General features: G+C 48.4%; 22 protein-coding genes, 2 tRNA genes and 1 other RNA gene. 14 read left to right on the top strand and 11 right to left on the bottom strand.

Going from position 1 to position 20,797, the window contains the following annotated elements; genetic code table 11:
- Positions 1-48: 48 nt before the first annotated feature.
- Positions 49-1,617 carry a ClC family H(+)/Cl(-) exchange transporter gene (locus tag M3079_RS03580; RefSeq protein ID WP_249077275.1) on the bottom strand — a complete coding sequence of 523 codons (1,569 nt, stop codon included), beginning with the start codon at positions 1,615-1,617 and terminating at the stop codon, positions 49-51.
- Positions 1,602-2,660: a [FeFe] hydrogenase H-cluster radical SAM maturase HydE gene (gene hydE, locus M3079_RS03585; RefSeq protein ID WP_249077277.1), complete on the bottom strand. Its 1,059-nt coding sequence runs from the start codon at positions 2,658-2,660 to the stop codon at positions 1,602-1,604. Before hydE ends, M3079_RS03580 begins: the two co-directional genes overlap by 16 nt.
- A gap of 149 nt (positions 2,661-2,809) precedes the next feature.
- Here hydE and M3079_RS03590 point away from each other — a divergent pair, with 149 nt between their 5' ends.
- From M3079_RS03590 to M3079_RS03620, 7 genes are all read left to right on the top strand, one after another.
- Entirely contained in the window at positions 2,810-3,664 is an 855-nt protein-coding gene (locus M3079_RS03590) for a universal stress protein (RefSeq protein ID WP_249077279.1), read from the top strand.
- A 133-nt stretch (positions 3,665-3,797) separates the two neighbouring features.
- A tRNA-Ser gene (locus M3079_RS03595) sits at positions 3,798-3,887 on the top strand.
- A gap of 54 nt (positions 3,888-3,941) precedes the next feature.
- Positions 3,942-4,041, top strand: an RNA gene (gene ffs, locus M3079_RS03600) — signal recognition particle sRNA small type.
- Positions 4,042-4,164: 123 nt separating this feature from the next.
- Positions 4,165-5,931 (top strand): DNA polymerase III subunit gamma/tau, encoded by a 1,767-nt coding sequence (gene dnaX, locus M3079_RS03605; RefSeq protein WP_249077280.1) that lies wholly within the window; start codon positions 4,165-4,167, stop codon positions 5,929-5,931.
- A gap of 27 nt (positions 5,932-5,958) precedes the next feature.
- On the top strand, positions 5,959-6,285 hold the full coding sequence (locus M3079_RS03610) for a YbaB/EbfC family nucleoid-associated protein (protein WP_021716074.1): 327 nt from the start codon (positions 5,959-5,961) through the stop codon (positions 6,283-6,285).
- Between the two features lies 1 nt (position 6,286).
- Positions 6,287-6,886, top strand: coding sequence for a recombination mediator RecR (recR, locus tag M3079_RS03615; protein WP_249077281.1), 600 nt, complete (start codon positions 6,287-6,289; stop codon positions 6,884-6,886).
- An 18-nt stretch (positions 6,887-6,904) separates the two neighbouring features.
- Positions 6,905-7,234 (top strand): pro-sigmaK processing inhibitor BofA family protein, encoded by a 330-nt coding sequence (locus M3079_RS03620; RefSeq protein WP_021716076.1) that lies wholly within the window; start codon positions 6,905-6,907, stop codon positions 7,232-7,234.
- Between the two features lie 46 nt (positions 7,235-7,280).
- Here the strand turns inward: M3079_RS03620 and M3079_RS03625 are convergent, their stop codons facing one another.
- On the bottom strand, positions 7,281-8,624 hold the full coding sequence (locus tag M3079_RS03625) for a PLP-dependent aminotransferase family protein (RefSeq protein WP_249077282.1): 1,344 nt from the start codon (positions 8,622-8,624) through the stop codon (positions 7,281-7,283).
- A gap of 112 nt (positions 8,625-8,736) precedes the next feature.
- Here M3079_RS03625 and thiD point away from each other — a divergent pair, with 112 nt between their 5' ends.
- Together thiD and M3079_RS03635 are read left to right on the top strand one after the other, a co-directional pair.
- Positions 8,737-9,537 (top strand): bifunctional hydroxymethylpyrimidine kinase/phosphomethylpyrimidine kinase, encoded by an 801-nt coding sequence (gene thiD, locus M3079_RS03630; RefSeq protein ID WP_249077283.1) that lies wholly within the window; start codon positions 8,737-8,739, stop codon positions 9,535-9,537.
- A gap of 132 nt (positions 9,538-9,669) precedes the next feature.
- Positions 9,670-10,983 carry an AsmA-like C-terminal region-containing protein gene (locus tag M3079_RS03635; protein ID WP_249077284.1) on the top strand — a complete coding sequence of 438 codons (1,314 nt, stop codon included), beginning with the start codon at positions 9,670-9,672 and terminating at the stop codon, positions 10,981-10,983.
- Between the two features lie 43 nt (positions 10,984-11,026).
- On the opposite strand, the gene M3079_RS03640 is transcribed toward M3079_RS03635, so the two are convergent.
- The 3 genes from M3079_RS03640 to thiW are packed head-to-tail and all read right to left on the bottom strand — an operon-like array spanning position 11,027 to position 12,142.
- The gene (locus M3079_RS03640) at positions 11,027-11,365 is read right to left on the bottom strand and encodes a metalloregulator ArsR/SmtB family transcription factor (RefSeq protein ID WP_021716080.1); all 339 of its coding nucleotides are present in this window, start codon (positions 11,363-11,365) and stop codon (positions 11,027-11,029) included.
- Positions 11,366-11,369: 4 nt separating this feature from the next.
- A complete protein-coding gene (locus tag M3079_RS03645) occupies positions 11,370-11,636 on the bottom strand; it encodes a hypothetical protein (RefSeq protein ID WP_249077285.1) in 267 nt (88 codons plus the stop codon).
- Positions 11,636-12,142, bottom strand: a complete 507-nt coding sequence (gene thiW / locus M3079_RS03650) for an energy coupling factor transporter S component ThiW (RefSeq protein WP_249077286.1) — start codon at positions 12,140-12,142, stop codon at positions 11,636-11,638. Before thiW ends, M3079_RS03645 begins: the two co-directional genes overlap by 1 nt.
- Positions 12,143-12,307: 165 nt before the next feature.
- Between thiW and M3079_RS03655 the strand changes: the two genes are divergently transcribed.
- The 3 genes from M3079_RS03655 to M3079_RS03665 are packed head-to-tail and all read left to right on the top strand — an operon-like array spanning position 12,308 to position 15,123.
- Positions 12,308-13,465 carry a CoA transferase gene (locus M3079_RS03655; protein ID WP_249077288.1) on the top strand — a complete coding sequence of 386 codons (1,158 nt, stop codon included), beginning with the start codon at positions 12,308-12,310 and terminating at the stop codon, positions 13,463-13,465.
- A complete protein-coding gene (locus M3079_RS03660; RefSeq protein ID WP_249077290.1) occupies positions 13,466-14,554 on the top strand; it encodes a M48 family metallopeptidase in 1,089 nt (362 codons plus the stop codon).
- Between the two features lie 17 nt (positions 14,555-14,571).
- On the top strand, positions 14,572-15,123 hold the full coding sequence (locus tag M3079_RS03665; RefSeq protein ID WP_249077292.1) for an XRE family transcriptional regulator: 552 nt from the start codon (positions 14,572-14,574) through the stop codon (positions 15,121-15,123).
- 75 nt (positions 15,124-15,198) lie between these two features.
- On the opposite strand, the gene M3079_RS03670 is transcribed toward M3079_RS03665, so the two are convergent.
- The gene (locus M3079_RS03670) at positions 15,199-15,744 is read right to left on the bottom strand and encodes an NADH peroxidase (RefSeq protein WP_021716086.1); all 546 of its coding nucleotides are present in this window, start codon (positions 15,742-15,744) and stop codon (positions 15,199-15,201) included.
- Between the two features lie 271 nt (positions 15,745-16,015).
- Here M3079_RS03670 and M3079_RS03675 point away from each other — a divergent pair, with 271 nt between their 5' ends.
- Both M3079_RS03675 and M3079_RS03680 read left to right on the top strand, forming a co-directional pair.
- Positions 16,016-16,321 carry a hypothetical protein gene (locus M3079_RS03675; protein ID WP_249077294.1) on the top strand — a complete coding sequence of 102 codons (306 nt, stop codon included), beginning with the start codon at positions 16,016-16,018 and terminating at the stop codon, positions 16,319-16,321.
- Positions 16,322-16,366: 45 nt separating this feature from the next.
- Positions 16,367-16,443, top strand: a tRNA-Arg gene (locus tag M3079_RS03680).
- A 408-nt stretch (positions 16,444-16,851) separates the two neighbouring features.
- Here M3079_RS03680 and M3079_RS03685 read toward each other — a convergent pair.
- From M3079_RS03685 to M3079_RS03700, 4 genes are read right to left on the bottom strand one after another with little or no spacing between them, the layout of a single operon-like run.
- Positions 16,852-17,922 (bottom strand): spermidine/putrescine ABC transporter substrate-binding protein, encoded by a 1,071-nt coding sequence (locus M3079_RS03685; protein ID WP_249077297.1) that lies wholly within the window; start codon positions 17,920-17,922, stop codon positions 16,852-16,854.
- 50 nt (positions 17,923-17,972) lie between these two features.
- Complete coding sequence (locus tag M3079_RS03690; protein ID WP_021716089.1) at positions 17,973-18,767, bottom strand: ABC transporter permease; 795 nt, start codon at positions 18,765-18,767, stop codon at positions 17,973-17,975.
- Positions 18,748-19,605 carry an ABC transporter permease gene (locus M3079_RS03695; RefSeq protein ID WP_249077298.1) on the bottom strand — a complete coding sequence of 286 codons (858 nt, stop codon included), beginning with the start codon at positions 19,603-19,605 and terminating at the stop codon, positions 18,748-18,750. The genes M3079_RS03690 and M3079_RS03695 overlap by 20 nt, the downstream gene beginning before the upstream one ends.
- On the bottom strand, positions 19,602-20,606 hold the full coding sequence (locus tag M3079_RS03700) for an ABC transporter ATP-binding protein (protein ID WP_249077299.1): 1,005 nt from the start codon (positions 20,604-20,606) through the stop codon (positions 19,602-19,604). Before M3079_RS03700 ends, M3079_RS03695 begins: the two co-directional genes overlap by 4 nt.
- Positions 20,607-20,797: the final 191 nt, after the last annotated feature.

Below are 20,797 nucleotides of genomic sequence, written 5' to 3' on the forward strand. Positions count from 1 at the left end.
AACGCATAAAAATAGCGGCAGCAGCCTAAAAAGGTTACTGCCGTTTTATTATTTTGCTGTAAGTTTTTGCAGTTCCTCAATTTCCGTAGGGTAGCACAGCACATACAGCGTATCGCCGCTGTGCAGGCGCGTATTGCCTTCGGGGATGAGTTCTTCGTCGCCGCGTTTTACGTCTACCAAAAGCGAATGGCGCGGCCAGTTAATTTCGCGCACCAGGCGCCCGTCGGCAGTGCTGCCGGTATCTACCGTCAGCTCCATAATGCTGCGTTCCTGTTCGGCATGGTTGCGTTCTAGTGCTTTGGTGTTTTTTAAAAGGCGCATAAACAGTTCGCCGTACAGCGGTTTGGCGCGCCAAACTTCCGTTGTGGCAAAAGCCGTAAGCGAAGCAAGCGCCAGCGGCAAAAGGTGCAGAAACGAACCTGTCATTTCCATAACAAGCACCGTGGCGGTGATGGGCGTGCGTACGGAAGCCGTAAAAAATGCCGCCATGGAAAGTATAACGATATTTGTTTTATAAGCGCTGCTTAAAAGGCTCGCCTGAGAAAACAGCCCGGCCATAACCGCACCGGCAACCCCGCCCGCAACAAGCGTCGGTATAAAGGCGCCGCTAGGCAGCCCGCGCCCGAAGGCGAGCAGCGTAAGCAGTATTTTTGCGGCTAAAAACATCAGCAGTACCGTTACGGGGTAGGAGTTAAATGCTGTATTGGTTAGTAAATCGTCGCCGCCGCCTAATGCTTCCGGCAGATATAAGCCGGTAATGGCTGTAACGGCAAGCAGCAGAAAGTTTTGCAGGCAGCTGTTATTTGGCAGCAGCTTGTAAAGACGTGCGGCATTTAAAAGCCCGTAGTTAAACAATGCTCCTAGTACGCCGCAGATGATGCCTGCCGCCAGAATTACCCAGTAATCGCTGTACTGCAAAACGGGCAGCCCGGAAAAATTAAAAACCGTATCGCGCCCCAGTATTAAGCGGCTTGTAAAGGTTGCCGCCACGGATGCCGAAAGAACGGGAAACAGCAAAAAGCCTGAAAAATTGTGGTTGATTTCTTCCAGAACGAAAATAACGCCTGCCAGCGGAGCGTTAAAAACTGCGGCCAAGCCTGCTGCCGCGCCGCCGCTGATAAGGTAGCGTTCTTCGATGCGCGGGCGTGCCAGAAGGCGGCTTACGCCCTGCCCGGCCATAGCGCCCATTTGAATGGACGGGCCTGCCCTGCCGAGCGAAAGCCCGCTGCCTATGGCAAGGGCGCAGGCGGCGAATTTAATAAGTAAAATACGCAGCCAGCGCAGCTTAAAAACGCCCAGTACGGCGCCCTTTACCTGCGGAATGCCGCTGCCTGCCGCCTGCGGTTCCGCTTTGGCAAGCCACGCAAGCAAAGCGGCGGCAATAAGCAGTGCGCCGCAGAAAAGTGCAATGGCAGGCGGCGTATAACCGCCGGCAAAAACAAGGCTTTGCAAATTGGCGCGGAGTGAAGCAGCACCGGTTAAAACAAGGCGGAAGCAGCTTATGATAACGCCTGCCAGTACGCCGGTAACAACGCCGCCGGCACATAAGCGCAGGCGGAAATAGCGCGTATTGTTAAGCAGTTTGTAAGTTGTAAGAACCCTCAGCCTTGTGTCCATGGCTCCTCCGTATAATCGCCGCGGGCAGAAACAATCCGGTAGCCAATGGAGGCTACTTCACGCTTCAGTTCGTTCAGCGCTTCGGCTGCTTCTGCACCGGTGTGCAGTTTATTGTCGTACAAAAGGTATTTGCCGCGTACGTTCTGCGGCGAAAGATTGGGCATAATAACGTTTGCACCGGCCTTAATGCCCAAAAGCCTGCCGCCCGGGGCCAGAGTTCCCAGCGCCGTTGTTGCGGGCAATAAAACGTGCGGAAATAAAAGCCGCAGGACGGCAAGCAGCACCAAAGTAAGTTCCACGCTGCCTGCGGGTTCGTCCTTAAACGGCGTATCATGGTGTGGGATGAAAGGCCCTATGCCAATCATTTGTGGGCGCAGTTTTTGAAGAAACATTAAATCGTCCGCTAAATTTTCCGCCGTCTGGTAAGGAGAGCCAACCATAAAGCCTGCGCCTGCCTGATAGCCGAGTTCTTTTAAAGTATACAGGCAGTTCTGACGGTTTTGGGCACTCAGTTCTGCCGGGTGCAGTTTGGCGTAATGCGCACAATCTGCCGTTTCGTGGCGCAGAAGATAACGGTCAGCGCCTGCTTTTTTCCACAGAGCGTAGGTTTCACGGCTGCGCTCGCCGATGGAAAGCGTAACGGCGCAGTCCGGATGCTGCGCTTTAATGGCGCGCACAATGGCGGCGATATCCTCGTCACTGTAAAAATAATCCTCGCCGCCCTGTAAAACAAAAGTGCGGAAGCCAAGCCCATACCCTGCTCGGCAGCATTCCAGAATTTCTTCCTGCGTAAGGCGATAGCGCGCGGCATTTTTGTTGCTGCGCCTTATGCCGCAGTAATAGCAGTCGTTTTTGCAGTAGTTGGTAAACTCTATCAGCCCGCGCACAAAAATCTGCCTGCCGAAGCTTTTTTGTGCTGTTTGCTGTGCCAGCGCAAAAAGCAGGTTTTTATGCTGCGCGCCCTGTTTGATAAGCTGCAAGGCTTCGTCTTTATTAAGGCTGTGCGTATTGTTTAATTTTTCTATCAGCAAGGCTGTATCCATACATAAAAACTCCTTTAAATACTTTTATTATATCATGTTCTGGCAGCGGCGGCTGCAAATTTGCGGCAGGATTTTTGGCGGCGGCGGAGAATTAAAATAATATTAAGTAACTTTTCGCTGATTTTAAGTTTTGGAGGAAAGAAACAAAAATGTTTGATAAGGTTTTGCTTGCAACAGATTTATCGGAGGAAGCGGACGGTCTGCTTCCGTGTTTTTACAGCTTGTGCCCTGATGACGATACCGAGGTTGCGGTAGCGCATATTTTTAAAGACAAAGAGGATGCGGAGCCCGGCAGCAGCAGCTTTAAAAAAGTGCAGAGCCGTGTGCGGGCGGTGGTTGCCGAACTGCGCCGCGCCGGATATGAAAACGCGCGTGAAATTTACCGCAGCGGCGAAGTTTTTGAGCAGTTAACGGAAATTGCCGATGATGAGGACGCAGGGCTTATTATGGTGGCGTCGCACGGAAAAGGCTTTTTTAAAAGCGCGCTTTTGGGAAGCACCACCTTTGATTTGGCGCGTGCTACCGACAGGCCGCTGTTTGTTTCAAAACCGGTGGAAGATGCAGGCGACGAACTGCTGCAGAAAAATCTGCTGCACCGCATTCTGGTGCCGACCGATTTTTCGCTGAAGTCTTTGTCGGCGCTGGACGTTATCCGTATGCTGCGCGAGCATATCAGCGAAGTTGTGTTTGTGCATGTGGTGGAACGCAGCCGCAGCCAGGATGATTTGGAAGATAAAATGAAAACGGCTTCAAACCGCCTGCAGGAACTGGTGGACGAAATGAAAATTTTCGGCATTAAAGCAGGGTTTCATGTACGCAAAGGTGCGGCTTCCAAAGAGATTCTGCGCATTGCCGAAAAAGAGGATGTTTCGCTGATTGTAATGGCCAAAACAGGCGCGGGGCTGGTTAAAGGTTTGGTAATGGGCAGCACGGCACAGAACGTAACTTTAAATTCCGAAAGGTCGCTTTTACTTTTGCCGCCGGAAAATGCAGCGGATGATTAAATAATTTGCAGAAAAATTATGTAAAAACCTTGACAAGTAAGCAAAATATAGGTATACTGTTACTTGCGGCTGATGCCATAACCGCAAGTTTTCTTTTGCGGCAAAAACCAAATATTTATCACATTTTCAACACGGAGAGATGACCGAGTGGTTGAAGGTGCACGCCTGGAAAGCGTGTGTGCGGGAAACCGTACCGAGGGTTCGAATCCCTCTCTCTCCGCCACTTAAAAACTGCCGCGTAAGCGGTTTTTTTATTACTTCTTTGTAGGACCGCAGATGGCGGGTCCTGCGCAATGAAAGCCTGTGAACCGTGTCAGGACCGGGAGGGAGCAGCACTAAGCAGTTACTTGCATGTGCCGCAGGGGTGCCTGCATTTGCGGCCCTACAAGGAAGTAGCTTAAGCAGCTCTGATGGGCTGCTTTTTTTGTTAATTTTGTTGTACTTATGGGCAGAAATTTTATATAATTATGTGGTAGGCATATTATAAGGAGGTGCGGCAGTTGGCATACGTTGCGTTATACAGAAAGTGGCGCCCGCAGGGGTTCGATTCCCTCGTAGGGCAGGAGGCGGTGCGTACTGCGCTTACCAATGCGCTGGAAACGGGGCGCATAGCCCATGCCTATCTGTTTGCCGGGCCGCGCGGAACAGGCAAAACCAGCACGGCAAAAATTCTGGCCAAAGCTGTTAACTGCGAACACGGGCCGACCCCTAACCCCTGTAATAAATGCCAGAACTGCGTGCGCATAAATGACGGCACATCCATGGATGTGTTTGAAATCGACGCAGCTTCCAACCGCGGCATTGATGAAATCCGCGATTTGCGCGAAAAAGTTGCTTTTGCGCCCGTAAACGGACGTTATAAAGTATATATTATCGACGAAGTGCATATGCTTACGACGGAGGCCTTCAATGCGCTTTTAAAAACGCTGGAAGAACCGCCGCCGCATGTAATTTTTATTCTGGCGACAACTGAGCCGCATAAAATACCGGCAACGATACATTCGCGCTGCCAGCGCTTTGATTTTAAGCGCGTAACCGACAGCGACATTGTTAAACGCCTGCGTGAAGTTGCCGATGGCAGCGGCATTGCAGCCGATGAGGACGCCTTGCAGCTGATTGCCGTGCAGGCAGACGGCGGCATGCGTGACGCATTGAGCCTTTTGGACCAGTGCGGTGTTATGGCAGAGCGCGTAAGCGCTGAAACCGTGCGAAGCGTGCTGGGCATTGTAGGGCGCGAAGCCCTGCGGGAACTTGTAAAAGCGGTTGGCGAAGGCAATGTGCCGAAATCGCTGGAGCTTTTGGAAGCCCTGCTTGCAGGCGGCAAGGATGTTAAGCAGATTATTACTGAACTTGCGGAATACCTGCGGGCAGTGCTGCTTTACAAGGCTTCGCCCGAATACCGCGAGATTTACCTGACTGATACGAAAGAAGCAATAGCTGCTATGGAAGGCCTGTTCAGTACCGACAGGATGATGGCGGCGCAGGAACGCCTGCACCAGTGCATGCTGGAACTGCGGCAGAGCGTGCGCGGCAGAATTGCCGCTGAAATGTGCCTGTTTGATTTGTGCCGTGTGGAAGGCAGCACGCTGGCAGCTTTAACCGCGCGCGTGGAAAAACTGGAAGCCATGCTTGCCGGAAGAATACCGGTAATACAGCAAACGGTTCCTGCTGCGCCTGTGCATCAGGATTATTCCCAGCAAGCAGTCGCTGCGCCGGAAACCGGGCCTAAATTCGGCTATGTGCTTGACGAAGGGCATGGCATTCACACCGAAGCGCCGGAACCGCAGCCTCAGAAAGCTGCTGCGGAAGCAGAAAATTATCAGCCCGCGGCTGAACCTGTTAAAGCCGTGCCTGTAAAAAAAGCCGCTCCCGTGCAGAAAGCAGAGCCTGCTCCAATTATGGAGGCGGATGCCGCTGCCGGAGATTTGTGGCAGCAGGTGCTTGAAATTTTAAAAACGGAAAAGAAACGCTCCATGGTGGCCTGTGCTGCTGGTGGGCGTGCAGTAAGCTATGTCAACGGTATTTTAACGGTTGCTTTTAAAAACAAGTTTAACTGCAAGCGCATGAATGCCGATGATTATAAAAAGGCTTTTGAAGCCGTTTTGCTGCGCCTTGCACGCTGCGAGGTGCGCTTAAACTGCGTTGAAGAAGCCGGACTTGTGCAGAAACCGCCTGCACCGGCGCCTGCAAAAACGCAGGAAGAAGAACTTGAGCCGGTGGTAAAAAAAGCCATGGCGGCTTTTGGCGGAACATTGCAGAAACTGTAATCAGTAAATTTAAGGAGGAATTTATTTATGTTTAATCCCGGAATGGCAAATATGCAGGGTATGATGAAAAAAGTACAGAAAATGCAGCAGGATATGCTGAAAATGCAGGAGGAACTGAAAAACCGCACTGTTGAAGCAACTGCCGGCGGCGGTGCTGTAACCGTTGTTGTAACTGGCCGCAAAACCGTTGAAAAGGTTACCATTGCCCCCAGCGCAGTTGACCCCGAAGACGTGGAAATGCTGGAGGATTTGGTTACTACTGCCATTAACGAAGCAATGCGCAAAGTAGACGAAATGACCGAAAAAGAAATGGGCAAAATTACTGGCGGGATGAAACTGCCGGGCATGTTCTGATATGGCGCGCCTGATACGCCCGCTGGCAAACCTGCATGAACAGCTGCGGCGTTTGCCGGGCATTGGTTCCAAAACGGCGCTGCGCCTTGCCTATCATATTATTAATATGCCGGCGGAGGACGTGCAGCGGCTGGCTGCTGCTTTGGTTGATGCCAAACGCCAGGTATGCCTGTGCCGTACCTGCTATAATTTAAGCGACAAGCCGGAGTGCGGCATATGCAGCGACCCCGGGCGCGACAAAACCACCATCTGCGTGGTGGAACAGCCGCAGGATGTAATGGCCATGGAACGCAGCCGCGGGTACAGAGGCCTGTACCATGTCCTGCACGGAGCGCTTTCACCGCTGGACGGCATTGGGCCGGATAACCTGCGGATTAAGGAGCTTCTGCGCCGTTTGCAGCAGGGCGAAGTAAAAGAAGTAATTCTGGCAACCAATTCCAATGTGGAGGGTGAAGCAACGGCAGCCTATCTGGCGCAGCTGCTGAAACCCCTGGGCGTTGTAACCAGCCGTATTGCGCATGGTTTGCCTGTCGGCGGCGATTTGGAGTACGCCGACGAACTGACTTTGGCACGCGCGCTGGAGAATAGGCTGCGTCTGTAAGAAAGGCAAGATTAAAAAATGGAAATACAGGATGCGGAAAACGCAGTCAGGGAAATCGGCACGGCAGCCATTGATGCTGTACAGGGGCTCGATTCTGCAACGATAGAAGGCTCGCTGCCTTTTATTGCCGGCGTTTTAATTTTACTGATAGCGGTAAAGTTTTTGTCGCTGCCGTTTAAGCTGGTGTGGAACGGTGTTATCGGCGCCGCTGCGCTGTGGCTGGTAAACCTTATCGGTGCAGCCGTGGGCTTCGGGCTGAAAATAACTGTTGCCAAAGCGCTTATCGCCGGTATTTTCGGCGTGCCGGGCCTGCTTGCGGTTTTGTGCTGGGAAATATTTATTAAATAAAGTAAAATGCTCTCTTGTAAGCTGCGTGCTTACAAGAGAGCATTTTTTATAACTGCCATACTTTTTTTAATTCCAAGAGCGCCGGTTCAATATCTTCTTCGGCAATGCCTGCAAACGAAAGCAAAATTTCCGGGCTGCTGCTTTCGGCTGCTTTAACTGGCAGAATGTGAATGCCTTTTGACATGGCATTTTGTGCAAGTTCTTCTGCCGTGGCAGCGGCGTGTACCGCCAGGCGGATATGCAGGCCGGATTCGTAAGCCATAATGCTTGCCTTGCTGCCAAAAATATTGGCAAGGGCAGTGCGCAGCAAAGTGTTTTTTACGGCATAACGGCGGCGCATTTTTTTTATGTGGCGGCGCAGCCCGCCGGACGCAATAAATTCCGCCAGGGCAAACTGCTCAATGCTGGAGGAAGTTTGGTTATACAAATGCTTGATACGGTTATAAACGGGCAGCAGGTTTTGCGGCAGCACCAAATAGCTTATGCGCAGGCTTGGCAGCAGAATGCGCGAGAACGAGCCGCAGTAAATTACATTCTGCCCGCCGCTCATGCCCTGCAATGACGAAATGGGGTGCGAAAAATAACGGAATTCGCCGTTGTAATCGTCTTCTAAAATGTAGGCGCCGTTTTGCTGTGCCCAGCGCAGTAAATCAAGCCTGCCCTGCGGCGAAAGCGAGCGCCCCTTGTATGGGTTGGAGGGGCTTACATAAAGCAGCTGCGGCAGTTTGTTATGCAGGTTTTCGGTGTTAAAATGGCGCACCTGCCAGCCGCTCATTGCAAAAATATGTTCCGCTTTGGTAAAGCCGGGTTCTTCAAAAGCAACTGTGTGCGGCAAAGCGTCAAGCACGTCAATAAGTATTTGCAGCAGGCTCTGCATACCGGCACCAATAACTATCTGTTCCGGCGTGCAGATAACGCTGCGCGCCTCGTGGCTGTAACGCGCAAGCGTGCTGCGCAGGTAGGGTTCACCCTGCGGGTTGCCGTAACCGGCGAGCAGCGCCGAATTTTGCAGGGCATGGCCAAGGCAGCGCTTCCAAAGCGAGGCGGGAAAAAGGCTGCTGTCGATATAGTTATTGCCGAAGTCGTACCGTATGGTTGCGGCAGAAGGCTTTTGCGGCGGAAGAATTTTCTGCGGTTTGCGGGAAACTATGCTGCCCGCAAAGTAACCGCGTTTGGGGCTGGCAATAAGGTAGCCTTCGGCAACAAGCTGGCTGTATGCCGCTTCTGCCGTGGTGCGGCTTACATCCAAATCGTGTGCCAGTTTACGCAGCGACGGCATTTTTTCTTCGGCTGCAATTTCACCGCTGTGTATTTTGCTTTTTATTTCGTTTATCAGGCGCAGATAAAGCGGAAAATCTTTTTTATCTGCCTGCGGCAAGGTTATAAGCATAAATTGTCCCCTTTAAAATTGGAAATTCTGGATATTTTTTTAATAACAGTTTTAGTATATCATAATATCTGTGTTAAAAACATAAATTTTTTGTATTACAGGGGGCTTTAAAATGGCATTACATAAGGCTATGACCATTGCCGGCAGCGATACAAGCGGCGGCGCAGGCATGGAAGCAGATTTAAAAACATTTACCGCCATGGGCGTATACGGCATGACGGCGCTGACGGTTATTGTGGCGCAGAACCCGCTCAACTGGGACCACGAGATGTACCCAATAGGCATGGATGTTATTGAAAAACAGATAAAAACCATTGTGGAAGGCATCGGCATTGACGCCATGAAAACAGGCATGCTCGGCAGCGCGGAACTGGTGCAGCTGGTTGCCGATACCATTGATAAATACAGTTTGAAGAATGTTGTTATTGACCCGGTAATGGTGTGCAAGGGCATTGATGCAATTATGGTGCCGGAAGCAGCCAAAGCCATTAAAGAAGTGCTGGTAAGCCGTGCCGACGTTATTACGCCGAATACTCTGGAAGCGGCGTATATTGCCGGTATGGATAAGGTGGAAACGCTTGACGAAATTAAAGAAGCTGCGGCGCGCATTCAGGAAATGGGCGCAGGCTATGTTGTTATTAAAAGCGGCTCGCGCAATAACAGCGATGAAGCGGTAGATGTACTGTATGACGGCAAAAACTATGTTGTTAATACCGAAAAGAAAATTCCCGGCTGCTTTAACCACGGCGCAGGCTGCACTTTTTCGGCAGCCATTACCGCAGGGCTTGCCAAAGGACTGAGCGTTAAGGAGGCTTTGGCGGAAGCCAAGGAATTTATTACGGTGGCACTTAAAAATTCCTTCCGCCTGAACCAGTTCAGCGGCGCAACCGACCACTGCAAATGGAAGAAATAATTAAAAATAAATAATTTAAACGGGCTCTGTTTAGGCAGTAATGCTAAAATGCGGGCCCGTTTTTTGTTTAAAAATTTTACTAACCGGTGCAAATACCTTATACTGTAATCAGGAAAACTGATTGAGGTAAGTATGCTTAAAAAATTTTACCATCCTAAACTGTATATTGGCATTATTATTGTTGCGCTTGTTGTAACCGGCGTATATTTCTGGCTGTGCCGCCTTGCGGGTGAACATGCGGCCGAAATTTTTAACGCCGAAATGGCGCGGCAGAAAACGCTTGAAGGAAGCGTTGCCGTTGAAAGCATTACGGCCGATATGTGGGGCAATGTTGGCTTCCGCGGGCTGAAATGGCTGGACGCTGAAGGAGAACCGGTTGTATTTGTGCCGGACGGGCGTTTTAAAGTTAAACCGTGGGATGTTGTTACCGGCAGCATAAATTTAAACAGCCTGGAAGAAGCGGAACTTAACCACCCTGTAATAGCCATCCGCTTCAATAAAGATATGCGCCCGGCTTTTTTGCCGGAAAAGAAAAAGGACGCAGGGCAGGAAACAAAAAAGCGTCATAAAGGGCTGCATATCAATTTGCCCGAAAATCTGCCGCAAAGCAGCATAAAAATTAATGACTGCACTATTACTGCCAGTTATAGGCACCGTTATTTTGTTTTAAGCGGCGTTAACGCTGCTGTTCGCACGATTAATCCGCAGGAGGCGGCGCTTAAAATTACCGCAGCCGGTTTTGGCGGCATGATGATTGGCGACGAACTGGGCATAAGCGGCAAACTGTTGCTTAACGGCGGGCAGCCGCAGTGCGATTTGTATATTTCCATGAAAAATGTTGTGCCGGAATCCTTAGGGCTTGGCAAGGTTAAGGATACAGCCAGTGTTTACGGGCACGCTACGGGGCCGCTTGCCGGGCCTTCTATCGACGGCAGAATTGAATTTTTACAGCTTAATATACCGGCACTGCGTTTTTACAAAGTTAACGGCGATTTCTTTTATAAAGACGGAAAAATTGATTTCAGCAATGTAACAGGCGGCATTTACGGCGGTACGGTGGAAGCAACCGGAACCTATGACGTAGATACGCGCGGTTACAGCATTGATGCGCTGGGGCACGATTTAATGGCGTCCATTGCGGCCAAAACAAGCAAAATTAACTGCCGTGTGGAGCTTGATTTAAAAATGCGCAGCGACGGCAACCCCAAAAACGTACTTACTTACGGCAGTTTTACAAGCGGCGCGGGCACATACAGCCTGATACCGTTTGAACAGATTTCTGGCAAATTTAATGACAGGCATGGAGTGCTGAAATTTACGGATGTAAAAATAAAAACGCCGCTTGGCGAAGTTACAAGCGACGCTTTTGAAATCGTTAAGGGGCGCGTGCATATTAATGATATCTGGCTGACAGCGCCGGACGGTGAAAAAATACAGGTAAAATAAAAAGAGCGTGTGCTTGAAGCATACGCTCTTTGTGTTTATGGCATTATACCCTGTGCTTGATATGGTCCAGAGCCTGGGCAAACAGGGTTAAAACGTGGTTGTCGTCAAGACTGTAAATAACTTCCTTGCCGGTTTTGGTAAATTTAACCAGCCCTGCGTGGCGCAGAAGGCGCAGCTGGTGCGAGATTGCTGACTGCGTCATTTCCAGTGTTTCTGCAATATTCGTTACGCAGGATTCGTTTTCGGCAAGCAAAGCCAGAATACGGATACGCGTGGGGTCGCCCAGAACTTTAAAAGTATCGGCCATGGGTTGTACAAATTTTTCTGCAATGGGCACATCCAGTTTTAAATTATGCAGTTTACCTTCAGTATTTTCGTTCATAATTTCACCTCTTGTTGTAACCCTTGCTGAAAAAGAAAAGCAAAACAGCGTAATATACAAAGCTGCCCATTACCGTACGGGTAGAAAAAAGCAGCGGAAAAGCAATAAATGCGATGAGCAGAATACATACCTGCAAAAGCGACGCAAAAATGCCGCGCGCGCAGATGGTGCGCCAGGACAGCACGCTGTAGCGCGACGCAAAAATGCCGAATAAAAAGCCGCTTATAACATATAAAATTTGCGAAAGAAAATTATCAAGATTAAAATCCATTATTTACCTTCCCTGCCGGAAAATGAAGCCGGCATAAGATGAGTAAGAATGCCGCTTTTTATGAGCAGCCCCGCGATTATGCTGCCGCCCATGGTGCTGATTAAAAACGGCGGCACAAAGAACCAGGCTGCCGCCTTGCTGTTTAATATTGCCCAGGCAATAACCCATGCTGCCAGCCCGCCTAAAATGCCGGTGCCGAAAATTTCGCCAAGCATGGCTGCGCCGGTATTATGCCAGCGGCGGTAGGCAAGCCCGGCTAAGAAGGCGCCAATCATGCTGCCGGGAAATGCCAAAAGCGAACCTGTGCCTGCCATATTGCGTAGGCAGGAAATAACAAACGCAACGGAAACGGCTTCTTTAGGCCCTAAAATAACTGCGCAGAGTACATTTATAGCATGCTGAACCGGAAAGCATTTGGAAGCGCCTGCCGGTATATAAACCAGATGCGCGCTTAAAGTGCCTATGGCAACAAGCAGTGCCGCCAGCGTTAATTTATGGATATTCATAAAAATCACTCCGGAACATGAAAATGACAAAAATATTTTTTATAATAATTCATACAATAATATTATACATGTTTGTAATATCTGCCGCAAGATAAAAAGGAAAACACAGTATGGCGTAGAAGTATATAGCATATTAATTGTTTGTTGTACAAAGGGGTAGTAATTATGCAGGCTTTGGAAGGAATAAAAATAATTGATTTCAGCAAATGGCTGCCGGGGCAGTATTGTGGCATGGTTATGGGCGATTTCGGCGCGGACGTAATTAAGGTTGAAGATGTAAAGGGCGACGTTACCCGCGGCTTTACGCCGGCTAAAGAACCGGGCATGAGCTACTGGCATTTAATGCTGAACCGCAATAAGCGAGGCATTACCGTAAATTTAAAAACGCCTGCCGGGCGTGAAGTTTTGCTGCGCCTTTTAAAAGAGGCAGATGTATTTCTGGAAGGTTTCCGCCCCGGGTATTTAAAAATGCTGGGGCTTGATTACGAAAGCGTAAGCAAAATTAACCCGCGGCTTATTTACTGTTCCATTACCGGTTTCGGGCCGGAAGGGAAATATAAACACATGCCTTCGCATGACCTTAATGTTATAGGTCTTGCCGGTGTGGCAGCTCCGGAAGACGGAACGGATATAAGCGTGCCTTCGGTGCAGGTGGCGGCACTTGGCGGCAGTTTAAACGCCATCAGCGGCATTTTAATGGCACTGTATGCCCGCGAGCGCACCGGCAAAGGGCAGCTTGTAAACGTTGATTTGTACAGCTCGGCAATCAATGCGGAAATTACGGCCATCAGCAGCGTCATCGGCTGCCGCGAAACCGGCATGCCTTCTTTCGGGCGTACGGCATCGCATTATTACAGCGTATACAAAACAAAGGACGGCCGTTATTTAAGCATCGGCACTATTGAGCCGAAGTTCTGGCAGAAAATGTGCAGATTGATTGACCTGCCGGAACTTGAAAGCCGCCAGTTTGATTTTGCCCATTCGGCAGAAATAAAAGAGAAACTGGCAGATGCTTTTGCAGGTAAAACTCAGGCCGAGTGGCTGGAACTTATCGGCAAAGACGAGTTTTGCGTAACGCCAATCCGCACCTTGCAGGAGGCTTTGGACAGCAGTTTGACGACGGAACAGTCGCAAATGCTTGTAACCAAAAAAGAAGATTTCGGAAATTATACTTATGTAAAATCTGCGGCGAAGCTGTCTGACACACCGGGCACTATCCGCAAACGCGCGCCTTATTTGGGCGAGCATACGCAGGAGGTGCTGGAAAGCGCGGGCTATACCAAAGAAGAAATTGCTGCCATGCACGAAAAAGGGGAGATATAAATGGCATTAAAAAATTTTTTTAAGTTATTTGCCGGTTTGCTGTTTGCCTTTTATTTACTGCTTGGCACTGCTTTTCCGGCAGAAGCCGGCATTATAAGCAAGCAGCAGGAAATTGAGATGGGGCGCGAAACCGCCATGGCGCTGGAAGCGCAGTACGGAGTTGTGCAGGATTACGAACTGCAGGAACGTGTGAACCGCATTGGGCAAAGCCTTGTGGCTGTAAGCGACCGTCAGGATTTGGAATATACCTTTAAGGTGCTTAACTGCGACGAAGTTAACGCACTGGCCTGCCCCGGCGGGTTTGTATATGTGTTTAAAGGGCTTATTGATTACATGCCGAGTGATTCTGAACTGGCAGGCGTTTTAGGGCACGAAGTAAGCCATATTGTTGAAAAACATACCGTACACCAGATTGAAAAACAGCTTTTAACAACCCTTTTGCTGGCTGTTGCCACCAAGGGCGATATGGGGCTTACCGGGCTCGCCTCGCAGGCACTGGCAGCAGGTTACAGCCGCACTGATGAACGCGGTGCCGATAAGGAAGGGTTTAACCTGTGCGTTAAGGCAGGCTACAATCCGTACAGCATGGTGCTTACCATTAATAAACTGGAAGATTTGGCAAAGGAAAAAGGCAATCCGGGCTATGGCCTGTTCAGCAGCCATCCGGAGCCGGAAGAACGCCTGAAACGCGTAATGAAGCAGATTAAAAAGTTAGACCCTCATCCCGATATTACGGTGCATGAAGACGGCACGGCAACCGTACACGAAGGCGACTGGACTTTTAACATTACCCAGACCGTGGGCAACGATAAGCCTGAATACCGCGCCTATATGCTGGCAGGTTCGCTGTATGTAGCGCGTCAGCGCGGCCCTGTTGACCCGTACCGTTTTATTGTGTACGACAACGGCAGCAGCGCAACGCTGTACTATGAAGACGTTCAGCTTTTAACAGTATATAACCAGGATGCCTATGCCGCAGGCTTTGGCGATGCAGGCAGCTACGCCAACGGCTGTGCCCAGCTTTTGCGCGAATGGGCACCGGTAGCCAATGCCAACGACGCTGCTAAAGCCGATAAGGATAAAGATTAAACGTTAAAGGTGAATTTATGGACTTAGGGAAAATTATCGCGTTTAACTTAAATAAACTGCGTACGGAGCGCAGCCTGACGCTGGGGCAGCTGGCAAAACTTTCCGGCATCAGCAAAGCGATTTTATCGGATATTGAAAAAGGGGGCAGCAACCCTACCATTAACACTATCTGGAAAATTGCCAACGGGCTGAATGTGCCGTACACACGCCTGATGGAAGTTAAAGAGCCGGACGGCACCGTAGTGCGCAGAAGCGACACGGCGGAGCAAAGTGACGAAACGGGCGTATACCGTGTTCACTGCTATTTTTCCACTGTGCCGGACCGCAATTTCGAACTGTTTTACTGCGAACTTGACGCGGAAAGCGCCAATGCTTCAATCGCTCATTCGCCAAGGGCGCAGGAATATATTTATGTTATCGAAGGCTCACTCACTCTTAAAACGGATACTGCCGTTTATGAGCTCCATGCCGGTGATTCGCTTGTGTTCAGTTCTTCCGTTAACCATACGTATATTAACGATGGCAAGATTAAAGTAAAATTTATGGTCATCAACTATTATCCGTATTAAAACGGCAAAATAAAAACTCCTGCTATCCGTGGATAACAGGAGTTTCTTTTGCTTATTGCTTAAACAACTCTTTAATTATTTGTTGAAGTAACGAGCGAGCAGGCCTGCAAATGCTCTGCCATGGCGGGCTTCGTCACGAGCCATTTCATGAACGGTGTCATGGATAGCGTCAAGACCGAGTTCTTTAGCACGTTTTGCAAGGTCGGTTTTGCCTGCGGTTGCGCCGTTTTCAGCTTCTACGCGCATTTCAAGGTTCTTTTTGGTGCTGTCGGTAACAACTTCGCCGAGCAGTTCAGCAAATTTAGCAGCATGTTCTGCTTCTTCGAAAGCAGCTTTTTCCCAGTACAGGCCGATTTCCGGATAGCCTTCACGGAAAGCAACGCGGCTCATAGCAAGGTACATGCCTACTTCGCTGCATTCGCCGTTGAAGTTAGCGCGCAGGTCTTCTTTAATATCTTCGGGAACGTCTTTAGCTACGCCAACAAAATGTTCAGCAGCCCAGGTCATTTCGCCTTTCATTTCTACAAATTTGGAAGCCGGAGCTTTGCACTGCGGGCAGTATTCCGGAGCAGCTTCACCTTCATAAACATAGCCACAAACTTGGCAAACCCATTTTTTCATTATTCATTCCTCCATAAAGTACAAATTTTAAAATTATCATGGCGGTTCGTTCTAACCGCTTACTGTAATGATTTTAACACAGCACCGGCAAGTTGTCAATAATTATTATTAATTGTTAGAGATTGCTAACATTAAAATTTTTGTGAAATGCCGTAAAAATATCTGTTAAAGGCAGCATACTGCAAAATTCGGCTGTAAACAGCCTTTAATTGAAGTGCCCTATTGTAGAATAAGCGATAAATTGCTATAATATACAGAACGGAGGTATATTATGGAAAAATTTACTGTTACGTTAAACCACCATGCTCATTATGGTTATGTAGAATATGACCCGGAAACCAAAACCGCCAATGTCGTGCTGGATGTTCCGGAAGCCAAAGCAAGGGTAGAAGAATTTTTAAGCAAACCCTTAACGCTTGATTTGCCTGAAGGCGAAACTATCCGTCAGTTTGTTACCAAAACTTTAATGCCGCTTGACAGTTTGGAAAACTTTAAAAACTGCCTTGGCAGATTATGGTTCAATACCGATGTAAGGGTAGAGTGGAGCATGCCTCCCGGAGCAATGGATAATTTATAATTGCCCGCTGTTTAAAACTGTGATACACTTAATAAGTTAATATTCGGTTCCGTAGCTCAGTTGGATAGAGCATTCGCCTCCTAAGCGAAGGGTCGGCAGTTCGAATCTGCCCGGGATCACCAGTAAATATGCGCACTTGCAAGTAATTGTAAGTGCGTTTTTTAATGTTTTTAAAGCAATGCGACAAAATTTGCGACAAAATTTCAAAATAAATAAAAAATCCGTCAGAGAGTTTTTCGGACTCTGACGGATTTTTTATTAGTAAAATAACCGATATTATGAATATGAGGAAATGTTGAATTTCAGAATTTTTCTATTGGAAAATTCATAGCATAAATTCATAAAAAAACAAAGTTTGTGCTATCGAAAGCATAAATTTTTAAAATGCAAAATAAACATTGCTGTCTGATTTACAAACCTTTTTCCTCCTTAACCATAAACATCGCTAAGTCAGCCGCTGCAATAACAAACCCCAGCCGGAAGTTTATGCTTCAAGCGGGGGTTTGTTTAATGCAAAGTATCAGTAAATTTTATTTAGCTGTTTTCAGTTCGGTCCAGTAACGGTCGTACATAGGCAGTGCATCGCCGATATCAATCAGCCATTCGCCTTTGTCGATGTTATCCATACCGATTTTCAGCATCGGGTCATTTTTAAATTCTTCGCTGTGGAATTCCTGAGCTTTTTCGTTCGGGTCATTGTAGCCGATGTATTCATAGTTTTTAGCGCTGATTTTCGGGTCATAGATAAAGTTGATGAATTTTTCGGCCAGTTCTTTATGTTTTGCGCCTTTGGGGATAGCAAAGGTATCAGCCCAGATGGTAGCGCCTTCTTTAGGTACTACAAAGCCGATATTGGGGTTGTCTTTCAGGGTGTAGCTTGCGTCACCGGTCCACATAGTGCCAATCCATGCTTCTTCGGCAATGAATTTTTGTTTAATGGTATCGGTATCGAAGGCAAGTACGTTAGGTGCAAGCGCTTTCAAATCCTGGAAGGCTTTTTCAACCTGTGCAGGGTCGGTGCTGTTGTTGGAGAAGCCGTTTTTCTTTAATGCCATGCCGATGGTTTCGCGGCTGTCGTTTAAAAGAATCAGGCGGCCTGCATATTCAGGGTTCCACAAATCTTCCCAGCTGTCGGGAATGTCTTTAACATAGTTTTTGTTGTAGGCAATGCCGGTAATGCCCCAGGTGTAAACGAGGGAATGGTCGCCGGTGGGGTCATAAACCGGTGCTTTTAAAGTGCTTACAATGTTTTTGGCGTTGGGGATGTTGTCCATGTTCATTTTTTCCAGCAAATCAAGTTTGAGCATGGTTGCAACCATATAGTCAGAAGGCTGGATTACATCGTACTGTGCTCCGCCGGCCTGAATTTTAGCCAGAAGTTCTTCATTGTTGGCAAATACGTCGTAATTAACCTTACAATTGTATTGCTTTTCAAATTCGGCAATTACCTCCGGGTCAAAATTGTCGGCCCAGCTAAAGAGGTTGAGAACCTGCTGTTCTCCTCCTGCCGCTGCATCTTTCTTTTCTGTGTCACCTCCGCAGCCTGTCAGGAGAAGGGCCATGGTCAGTACGGAAACGAGAAAGACCAAAAGTTTTTTCATTTTGCAAATCATCCTTTCTTTATTTGGTTTTATTGAACCGTTTTACGGAATCAATCTTTGTTTTTGCTGCTGTGCTGCGGCTGTAAAATCTGCGCAATTACAATCAGCGAAATGGTTGCGAACATTAAGAGTGTGGAAAGGGCGTTAATTTCCGGGGAAATGCCGCGTTTTACCATTGCGTAAATATATAGCGGCAGCGTGGTGGAGTTAGGCCCGGCCACAAAGAAGCTGATGATAAAATCATCAATGGAAAGGGTAAAGGCAATCAGCGCGCCGGCGATAATACCGGGCATGGCAAGCGGCAGGGTAACGTAACGGAAGGTTTGAAACGGCGTTGCGTACAAATCCATGGCTGCCTGCTCAAGTTCATGGCGCATGCCTTCAAGCCTTGCGTTAACGGTAATTACCACAAAGGAAAGGCAGAAGGTGATGTGCGCTAAAATAAGCGTAACTTTACCGAGCGGAACCTGCGTCTGTGCAAACAGCACCAGAAGGCTCAGGCCCATAACGATTTCCGGAATCAGTATTGGCAGATACAAAAGTCCGTTAATAACAGGTTTGCATTTATACTGATAGCGGTTGAGGGCAATGGCGGCAATTGTGCCGAGCACGGTGGAAACAACGGTGCTGATAACTGCGATAAACAGGCTGTTCATAAGGGCTTCCAGCACGCGTCGGTTTTGGAAAAGGGAAGCGTACCAGTCAAGCGTAAAACCTGTCCATACAGCGTTAATACGCGATTCGTTAAAGGAATACAGCGCAAGAATTAAAAGAGGAAGGTATAAAAAGGCCAGTATTACAAGCGAATAGGCCAGAAGAAGATGGCTACGCCACGTCTTTTGCATCTTTAGCCCCTCCTTCCTGCGACTGCAAAGCCTTGTAGTAAAGGATAATCAGCACAAGGCTCATTACTGCCAGCACAATGGAGAGCGCGGAGCCAAAAGGCCAGTCGCGCGCTGCCAGAAACTGGTTCTGGATGAGGTTGCCGATAAGGGCGGATTTGGCACCGCCCATAACATCCGGCACAACGAACATGCCGAGCGAGGAAATAAACACTAAAATTGTGCCTGCGGCAATGCCGGGCATTGTCAGCGGCAGAGTAACCTTGCGGAAAGCCGTCATCGGCGATGCGCCAAGGTCGGAGGCCGCTTCAAGCAGGCGCATGTCAAGCTGTTCTATGGAAACGTAAATCGGCAGCACCATAAAAGGCAGCAGGGCGTAAATCATTCCCAGCATTACGGCCGCGTCGTTGTACAGCATCTGAAGTGGCTGCTCCATAAGCCCCAGTTTCATTAAAAAGGTGTTTACCACACCCTGCGTGCGCAGAATGATAACCCACGCATAAGAGCGGATTAAAAAGTTAATCCAGAAAGGTATCATCACGAGAATCAGCCCCGGCTGCTGCCATTTTTTAGGCAGGCGTGCAATGAAATATGCCAGCGGGTAGCCCATGATTATGGTAGCAACGGTAGTAATAACCGCTACTATCAGAGTGTCGGCAAAAATCTGCAAATATAAAGGTTCTAAAAAGCGCAGATAATTTTTTAGGGTGAATTCAAAAATTATTTGTCCGTAAGGCGTGCGCCCGGCAAAGGAAACGGCAACTACGATGAGAAGCGGGATAACGAAAAAGATGCTTAACCAGAGCATTGCCGGGGCAACCATCAGTTTTCCGTTTTTCATCGCGATACTTTCACCTCGTCTTTTTTATACCACCAAATGCCTACGCGCTCGTCGGGCGACCAGCGTTTAACGTCGTCAAAATACTGGTAGGCCACAACGGTTTGGTTGGAGTTGTCCAGACGGATAAATACTTTATCAATGGTACCGTAAAACACAACGTCTACAACGGTACCGTAATAACCGGGTTCCGGGTGCTGCTTTTCCGCCTGTTCGTCTTCGTATTCCGGGCAGAGGTTGAGTTTTTCCGGGCGGATAACAAGCGTTTCGCTTTCCGTTTCAAAAAAGTTGCTTTCGCCGATAAATTTGGCGACAAAGCGGGTGTTGGGATAATGGTAAATCGTATCCGGGTTGTCGTCCTGTTCGATAACGCCTTTATTCATAACCACAATGCGGTCGCTCATGGTAAGCGCTTCTTCCTGGTCGTGCGTTACATAAATGAAGGTAAGGCCAAGGCCGCGCTGCAAATTCTTAAGTTCCAGCTGCAAATTTTTGCGCAGCTGGTAGTCGAGTGCGCCAAGCGGCTCGTCCAGTAAAAGCACTTTGGGGTTATTTACAAGGGCACGGGCGATGGCTACGCGCTGCTGCTGGCCGCCGCTCATCTGCTGCGGACGGCGGTTGCGGAATTCTTCAAGCTGCGTAAGGTACAGTACCTGCGCTACACGTTCCTTTTGTTCTTCGGCGGGTACTTTTTTCATCATCAGCCCAAACTTTATGTTTTCCTCAACAGTCATGTGAGGGAATAATGCGTAGTGCTGAAAAACCATATTGACATCACGTTTATAGGGCGGTTTATTGGTAACGTCTTCGTCATCAAGGAAAACCTTGCCGGTAGTAGGCGTATCAAGCCCCGCAATCATACGCAGCAAAGTGGTTTTGCCGCAGCCGGAAGGCCCTAAAAGCGTTAAAAACTCACCGTCGTAAATGGTAAGGTCCAGCTTGGGGATGATGAGGTTATTGCCGTACTTTTTGGTAATTCCCTGCAAACGGATCATTTCTTCCATTTTTTTGTTGTCACAACCTTTCATAAAAAATTTTGTTTGCATGATACTAATATAATAATATCATATTATAAACAATTTTGTGTAAAAAAATCAATGCTTTTTTGAAAAAAATGCAGGAGAGGCAAAAGAAACAGAGAATATTAAACTTCATAAAGAATAATTTGGAAATTTTGCTGATTTTCATGAAAAAT

It is taken from the genome of Phascolarctobacterium sp. ET69 (assembly GCF_023336935.1).
GTDB classification, from domain to species: domain Bacteria; phylum Bacillota; class Negativicutes; order Acidaminococcales; family Acidaminococcaceae; genus Fusicatenibacter_A; species Fusicatenibacter_A intestinipullorum.

What these genes read in the sequence shown, in the direction of transcription:
- M3079_RS03670 (WP_021716086.1), bottom strand. Translation starts at nt 15,744, where the DNA reads ATGAAAAAATGGGTTTGCCAAGTTTGTGGCTATGTTTATGAAGGTGAA.
- recR (WP_249077281.1), top strand. Translation starts at nt 6,287, where the DNA reads ATGGCGCGCCTGATACGCCCGCTGGCAAACCTGCATGAACAGCTGCGG.
- M3079_RS03660 (WP_249077290.1), top strand. Translation starts at nt 13,466, where the DNA reads ATGGCATTAAAAAATTTTTTTAAGTTATTTGCCGGTTTGCTGTTTGCC.
- M3079_RS03690 (WP_021716089.1), bottom strand. Translation starts at nt 18,767, where the DNA reads ATGCAAAAGACGTGGCGTAGCCATCTTCTTCTGGCCTATTCGCTTGTA.
- M3079_RS03590 (WP_249077279.1), top strand. Translation starts at nt 2,810, where the DNA reads ATGTTTGATAAGGTTTTGCTTGCAACAGATTTATCGGAGGAAGCGGAC.
- M3079_RS03655 (WP_249077288.1), top strand. Translation starts at nt 12,308, where the DNA reads ATGCAGGCTTTGGAAGGAATAAAAATAATTGATTTCAGCAAATGGCTG.
- M3079_RS03695 (WP_249077298.1), bottom strand. Translation starts at nt 19,605, where the DNA reads ATGAAAAACGGAAAACTGATGGTTGCCCCGGCAATGCTCTGGTTAAGC.
- M3079_RS03610 (WP_021716074.1), top strand. Translation starts at nt 5,959, where the DNA reads ATGTTTAATCCCGGAATGGCAAATATGCAGGGTATGATGAAAAAAGTA.
- M3079_RS03640 (WP_021716080.1), bottom strand. Translation starts at nt 11,365, where the DNA reads ATGAACGAAAATACTGAAGGTAAACTGCATAATTTAAAACTGGATGTG.
- M3079_RS03580 (WP_249077275.1), bottom strand. Translation starts at nt 1,617, where the DNA reads ATGGACACAAGGCTGAGGGTTCTTACAACTTACAAACTGCTTAACAAT.
- M3079_RS03700 (WP_249077299.1), bottom strand. Translation starts at nt 20,606, where the DNA reads ATGGAAGAAATGATCCGTTTGCAGGGAATTACCAAAAAGTACGGCAAT.
- M3079_RS03675 (WP_249077294.1), top strand. Translation starts at nt 16,016, where the DNA reads ATGGAAAAATTTACTGTTACGTTAAACCACCATGCTCATTATGGTTAT.
- M3079_RS03620 (WP_021716076.1), top strand. Translation starts at nt 6,905, where the DNA reads ATGGAAATACAGGATGCGGAAAACGCAGTCAGGGAAATCGGCACGGCA.
- thiW (WP_249077286.1), bottom strand. Translation starts at nt 12,142, where the DNA reads ATGAATATCCATAAATTAACGCTGGCGGCACTGCTTGTTGCCATAGGC.
- M3079_RS03665 (WP_249077292.1), top strand. Translation starts at nt 14,572, where the DNA reads ATGGACTTAGGGAAAATTATCGCGTTTAACTTAAATAAACTGCGTACG.
- thiD (WP_249077283.1), top strand. Translation starts at nt 8,737, where the DNA reads ATGGCATTACATAAGGCTATGACCATTGCCGGCAGCGATACAAGCGGC.
- M3079_RS03635 (WP_249077284.1), top strand. Translation starts at nt 9,670, where the DNA reads ATGCTTAAAAAATTTTACCATCCTAAACTGTATATTGGCATTATTATT.
- M3079_RS03625 (WP_249077282.1), bottom strand. Translation starts at nt 8,624, where the DNA reads ATGCTTATAACCTTGCCGCAGGCAGATAAAAAAGATTTTCCGCTTTAT.
- M3079_RS03645 (WP_249077285.1), bottom strand. Translation starts at nt 11,636, where the DNA reads ATGGATTTTAATCTTGATAATTTTCTTTCGCAAATTTTATATGTTATA.
- hydE (WP_249077277.1), bottom strand. Translation starts at nt 2,660, where the DNA reads ATGGATACAGCCTTGCTGATAGAAAAATTAAACAATACGCACAGCCTT.
- M3079_RS03685 (WP_249077297.1), bottom strand. Translation starts at nt 17,922, where the DNA reads ATGAAAAAACTTTTGGTCTTTCTCGTTTCCGTACTGACCATGGCCCTT.